The sequence below is a fragment of the Bacteroidia bacterium genome (genome assembly GCA_025056095.1).
Taxonomy (GTDB): Bacteria; Bacteroidota; Bacteroidia; order JANWVE01; family JANWVE01; genus JANWVE01.
Genome location: JANWVW010000172.1, coordinates 1 through 6,037 on the forward strand (window position 1 = coordinate 1; position 6,037 = coordinate 6,037).

Consider the following 6,037-nt stretch of genomic DNA (forward strand, 5'->3'; position numbering starts at 1 on the left):
GATAGCGTAGCCCGTAGCACGCCGACCTTGTGGGCATGAGCGCAAGCGAAATGCCCACAAGGGCACGCCCAAAAAAATTATTAGTTAAAAAAATAAAGTAAATGTAAAAAAAGCGGGCTAAAAAACCCACTTTGAAGGAATTATTTCTTTTTAAGCTTTTCTTGCAAAGACCAAACTAACTCTTCCAATTTGTCTAAACGTTTATGCAGGTCATCAGGCGAACCAATGTGCGAAGTCATACGAGTTTGTACTTGCCATATTTCTCGGATAGTATCTAAATGTACTTTGTAGGGCGGATAGTATTTGTTGTCAGAAATGAGCTCCAACAAGTTTTGAGGTTTGTGCATTTTGATGCGCTTGACTACAATACCTTCATCGGAAACTACTACATAAATAGCATGGTCTTGTATCCAAGTGTAATTTTCAACGAATTTGCAAATAACCATGTCGCCAGGTTCTAGGGTAGGGTGCATACTATCGCCCTCTACTTCAAAAGCTCTATAGGTGCCTCCTTTGAGATAAGGAATACTCATTTTGGGCAAGCTTGTAATATATTCAGGGTCGCTGTAACCTGCCAGGTATCCTGCTTGAGCTTTTGCACCTACTATTTCAATGTTTTCTCGGTTTTTTTCATTAACGGTTATGGCTAAAATTCTAAGTCGGTCTTTTTTAGGTGTAGGATTATCTAAATCAATAATACTGCCTACTAATTCATCTACTGTTCTGTTGAAAAAGCTGGCAATTTTGATTAAGTTTTCAATTTTAGGTTCGGCGCGCCCTTCTTCATACGCCCCAATTACTGCTCGTTTTAAGTTCAATTTTTCCGCTAACGCACCTTGCGTTAAACCTGCTCTTTTACGAAGCTGCCTTAGGTTGTAATGAAAAGGTTTGTCTCTTGCTTCTGTTTTCATACATTTCTATGTTAAAGTTTGCAAAGTTTTGCAAATATAGATTAAATTCTAAAAAAAAGCAAGACTTAAAAGCAATATTTTTTGTTGAACGTGAATAAATTTAATCTAAAAGTTATTTTTGATGGAAAATCTATGCTTTGTGGTTTATGCTTTCTAATAATTTGCTTTACTTTGTGGCATGAATAAAATTTGGTTGATAATTGGAGGAATAATGGGATTTTTATCTGTAGCCATAGGTGCCTTTGGCGCTCATGGGCTAAAAGATACCTTGATTAAAAACGCACTAAAAGGTCAATTAGATAAGAATCACTACATAGACATTTTTGAAACAGGAGTAAAATATCAAATGTTTCATACTTTGGCTATTTTGTTAATAGCTTACCTTATACACGAATATCCTGATAAAAATTACCATTGGGTAGGTATCTGTTTTTTGGCAGGTACTGTTATTTTTTCAGGTTCTTTGTACGTTCTATCCGCAACGGGAATCCGAGCGCTGGGTGCTATTACTCCTATCGGTGGAATACTTTTTTTGACAGGATGGGCAATTTTAATCTACAAAGCATTGTAAATTAACCTGTTTTTGCTGTTTTTCAAACAAAATAGTACGAATAACGTTATAATAAGTAGATATGGAAAACGTGCTAAGCATAACTACACAACGCTTGCCTTGCTTGTATTTGTCCGATACGGGTAACCAAGCTCTGCTATGGATGCAAGAGTTTAGAGTGAATCATTTGCCTGTTTTGGAAGGTGATAAATGGATTGGTACAATCAGTGAAGATTTTTTGTTAGAGAATGATACTGAAAAAAAACTTTCAGACTATACACTAAAACTTAACAATGCTTTTGTGTATGAAGACCAACATGTTTTAGAAGCTATACGCTTATTAGAACAACATCAGCTTACTTGTTTGCCTGTTTTGTCTAAAACAGGTGGATATTTGGGCTGCGTAACAAGAGATGATGTAATCAGCTATATTTATCGAGCCTTATCCTTATCCGAAATGGGGGGAATAGTTATGCTAAAGGTGCCATTTTCGCAATATGACTTAGGACAAATAGCCCGAATAGTAGAAAGCAACAATGCCCGAATATTGGCTTTGTTCTGTACTCCCAAAGACGGATACTATGAGGTTACTTTACGTATAAACCGTGAGGATTTGAGCCATATTATTGCTACTTTTGAACGATTTAACTATGAAGTGCTTAATGCATATTATCAAGCAACAGAATGGGAAGATTTAGAAGAAAATTATGAGCAGTTTATTAAGTATCTCAACATTTGATAAATTTTTGTTTGTTCAAGTATTGTATAGTTTATCATCTACCTGCCCGCCAAAAGAACTAAAAGTTCTCCAAACTGTTTCTAAATGAGCAAAGTTTTCATTTTCTAATTTTGTATTCCATTTTTCAAAAGGTAAGAAACTGCTAATTTTCAAGTAATTGAGCTTAGCTGCGGCTTTTTGTATATTGTCCAAGGCAGTAGTTTGCTGCAAAAGAATGTCTTCTGATAACAATTCATGAGTCCATTTGTCTACACTTTGATGTAAGAATAGCTCACAATTGCTGGGAAAAGAAAATAGACTTACCGCCATGGGGATATACCTTCCCTCAAAAAACCATGTGGAGTATAATCCTCTGTTCCAAAGTAAGATATTTCTAAAAGCGCATGTATCTTGTTTAGTAAAAAGTCTTGGATAGTCTAAAACCATATATGGCAGCCCTTGATAATTTTCTCCCTTAGAGATTTTAGGTGTTGAGGATTTTACTTCATCGGGTAGCTTGCAGGCAGGTTTACTAAGCCATTGACTAATTTTTTCTGCATGATAGGATAGAAAGCGTTCCCATTTTTCCATAATAGCATGTTTAGCCATAAAAAAAGCTTTGTCATGTACGATACAAAGATCGTATGTAGAAAGCAAAAATTCTGATGTATGAATCATGATTTTTTAAGCTTATCCTTGAACATTTTTCTGAATTTAGCTAATTTTGGACTAATAACTACTGCACAATATCCTTGATTAGGATGTAAATTGTAATAGTTTTGATGATAGTCTTCAGCTTTGTAAAAGGTCTGCGCGGGTACAAGTTCAGTAACAATAGGGTTTTGCCATTGTTTTTGTACTTCTTTAATTACCGATTCGGCAATAGCTTTTTGTTCAGGTGTATGGTAAAATATAGCAGAACGGTACTGTGTACCGATATCATTCCCTTGTCTGTTGAGAGTGGTAGGGTCGTGTACTGCAAAAAATATTTCTAAAATTTCTTTGTAAGTAATTTTGTCAGGGTTAAACTTAATTTGGACAGCTTCGGCGTGTCCTGTACTACCTGTACAGACTTGTTCGTAGGTAGGGTTAGGTTTGTGTCCACCTGTATAACCTGATACTACACTTTCTACGCCTTCTACTTCAAGAAAGACTGCTTCAATGCACCAGAAGCAGCCACCTGCAAGCGTAGCTGTTTCGGCATTCGGTGAAATATTGGTATTCATAAATTTTGTTTTATGCTTATTTTGAGCTTGGCAAGATACAAACAATAAAATAAATAGCAGCATTCCGTAGTGTTTCATACTCATACATACGAACAAAAATGGCAATTAGATTATTTCATTTTGCTATTCTTGACTATTTTTTCATACTTTTGCAGCTTATTTGATAAATAAACTATGGGAATAATGAATTCTTTACGGGAACGAGGTAGCACATTCATTTTGGTTTCAATTGGATTAGCTATCATATCGTTCCTGATAATGGACGTATACAATCAAAACTACGGCATAGGCAGTAGGCAATATGCAGGTAAAATTGCAGGCAAAAAAATTCCCTATGCTGAGTATGAGATGCGCGTCAATGAGCAAATAAGAAATATGGAGCAACGTTCAGGTAAGCCTGTAGACCCTTCAACGCAAGAATATATCCGTGATAATGTTTGGAACACTTTAATAGAAGAAAGATTATTAGGTCAGCAGTATAAATCTATCGGCTTGGCGATTTCTTCAAAAGAAATGACCGAAGCAGTAAGAGGCCCCGAACGTGATCCGATTGTAATACAAACCTTCACTAACCAAGAAACCAACAGTTTTGATGAGAAAATGCTCAATGATTACCTTGCGCAACGAGGTAAAAACAGAGAAGCGGACTACTTTTGGGCAAAAATGGAAGAGTATTTGGAGAGCAGCAAATTAAGAAATAGACTATCTAGCTTAGTCAAAGCAGGACTAAATGCCTCATACGAAGCTGCCAAGTACGAAGCTCTTAACCGTGCGCGTAAAGTTAATATCAAGTTTATTAGCTTTCCGTATGTTTTTATCGCAGATTCTTTGGTAAAACCTACTAGAAAAGAAATGTTGGCTTATTACAATGAAAACAAACAAAATTTTTTACAAAACGAAGAAGAGCGTGAAATTGAGTATGTCGCGTTCATGAAAAAACCTTCACGTGAAGATACGTTAGCTGCCAAAAAAGAAGCAGAAAAGTTAGCTAAAGAGTTTAAGGAAACTACTGCTGATTCTGCATTTGTTAAAATGAATACAGATGCTAACACTCCTGAATACGGCTATAAGAAAAAAAGTGATTTGAAAGGGATTGATATAGGGGATAAACTGTTCAATGCCCAAGCAGGCGAAGTATTCGGACCTTTTCAATATGGCGGAACTTTCAAAATTTATAAGGTCTGTGAAGTTAAGGATGATACTTCTGGAGTAACTATGACAGTTAGACACATTTTAGTAGGTTTTGACAATTACTACAAAAAGGTAATGCCCAAAACTAGCGCTGATAGCACAAAAGCTAAAAACATGGCACGCGCCAAAGCAGACAGTATATTAGCTGTTCTACGCAGCAAAAAAGCTACTTTTGAAGAGCTAGTGCTCAAACATAGTGATGACCCTGGCAGTAAAAACACAGGAGGTAAGTACGAAGATTTTCCCAAAGGACAAATGGTAAAACCTTTTGAAAACTTTGCACTCAAAAAACCAATTGGTACTATAGACAAAGTAGAAACTACTTACGGATGGCATATCATAGAAGTATTAGGTAGAAACACTAAGCAAATTAAGTTAGGAGTGATTGAGAAAAACATTCAAGTTTCTGATGCTACAAACAACATGATATTTCAAGAGGCTAGCACGTTTGCCCAAAAAGCCGCTGAAAATAGGGGCAAAAATTTTGATAAAGCCTGCGAAGAATTAAAAGGCAACGCTAAGCGCAAATCCAATCCATTCAAAGTTATGGATAAAGGTATTAGCGCTATTCCTAACTCAAGAGAAATTGTACGTTGGGCTTTCTTGAACGCTAAACTTGGCGAAGTACGCTTAGAACCTTTTGCGTTAGAGGATAGGTTCATTGTAGCTAAGCTAACCAAAATTTTAGAGAAAGGTGTCAAACCTTTTGAAGAGGTAGAGGACCAAATCAAAACAGAGGTAATAAAAAAGAAAAAGTTTGAAATTTTCAAACAAAAAATTAAAGGCAATACCTTAGAGGAGATTGCTAAAAACTACGGAAATGGAGTAATTGTCAACACGGCTAATGATGTTACGTTTATCAGTAATTATGTACCCAATGTGGGGCAAGAACCTGAAATGCTGGGCGCTATTTTTGGAATGGCAAATAAAGGGCAAATTCAAAAACTCTCTCCTCTTATACAAGGTAACAACGCTGTGTACATATTTACCATTGAAAGCGTAAATAACGGCGAACCTCCTGTTGAATCAGCAATTAAAAACGGGCAACTTTCTCTTTCAACTGCGCTACGTTTCAAAGGGGATGCAGGTCAGATTTTAGAAGCCTTAAAGAAAAAGTTTGAAATTCAAGATACGCGGTACTACTATTTCTAATGCTCAAATTGATAGCTACTAATGTGTGCTTTCTCATTCATTCTACGTTTTTACTAAGCGTAGCGGACGAGTTTAGATATGTTTTAGCTTATTTATGTTAGCAACCCAAGCGGCTTGTTGAATTCAAGCCTCAAATTTAAGAACGCTTTCCGGGGCATTGCCCATTTTTGAGCAAAGTATTGTGTTGGTCTAAAAAATAGTTTGATTCTTGATTTTTTGGGCGTGCCCCTTGCTGCGCAAGGGTCGGGGCATTCCGCACTGCGCTTCGCTTCGGTGCTAACGCACTGCC

6 protein-coding genes are annotated in these 6,037 nt (G+C 36.6%); 3 read left to right on the plus strand and 3 right to left on the minus strand.

The features are described 5' to 3' along the window. Window positions 1-140: 140 nt before the first annotated feature. Window positions 141-911 carry a LexA family transcriptional regulator gene (locus NZ519_10985; protein MCS7029275.1) on the minus strand — a complete coding sequence of 257 codons (771 nt, stop codon included), beginning with the start codon at window positions 909-911 and terminating at the stop codon, window positions 141-143. Between the two features lie 178 nt (window positions 912-1,089). On the opposite strand from NZ519_10985, the gene NZ519_10990 reads away from it, so the two are divergent. Continuing rightward, complete coding sequence (locus tag NZ519_10990) at window positions 1,090-1,482, plus strand: DUF423 domain-containing protein (protein ID MCS7029276.1); 393 nt, start codon at window positions 1,090-1,092, stop codon at window positions 1,480-1,482. A 61-nt stretch (window positions 1,483-1,543) separates the two neighbouring features. After that, a complete protein-coding gene (locus NZ519_10995; GenBank protein ID MCS7029277.1) occupies window positions 1,544-2,200 on the plus strand; it encodes a CBS domain-containing protein in 657 nt (218 codons plus the stop codon). A 15-nt stretch (window positions 2,201-2,215) separates the two neighbouring features. On the opposite strand, the gene NZ519_11000 is transcribed toward NZ519_10995, so the two are convergent. Beyond that, window positions 2,216-2,857: a hypothetical protein gene (locus tag NZ519_11000; GenBank protein ID MCS7029278.1), complete on the minus strand. Its 642-nt coding sequence runs from the start codon at window positions 2,855-2,857 to the stop codon at window positions 2,216-2,218. Next, window positions 2,854-3,405, minus strand: a complete 552-nt coding sequence (gene msrA / locus NZ519_11005) for a peptide-methionine (S)-S-oxide reductase MsrA (protein ID MCS7029279.1) — start codon at window positions 3,403-3,405, stop codon at window positions 2,854-2,856. The genes NZ519_11000 and msrA overlap by 4 nt, the downstream gene beginning before the upstream one ends. A gap of 174 nt (window positions 3,406-3,579) precedes the next feature. Here msrA and NZ519_11010 point away from each other — a divergent pair, with 174 nt between their 5' ends. Further along, window positions 3,580-5,748, plus strand: a complete 2,169-nt coding sequence (locus NZ519_11010) for a SurA N-terminal domain-containing protein (protein MCS7029280.1) — start codon at window positions 3,580-3,582, stop codon at window positions 5,746-5,748. Window positions 5,749-6,037 lie beyond the last annotated feature (289 nt).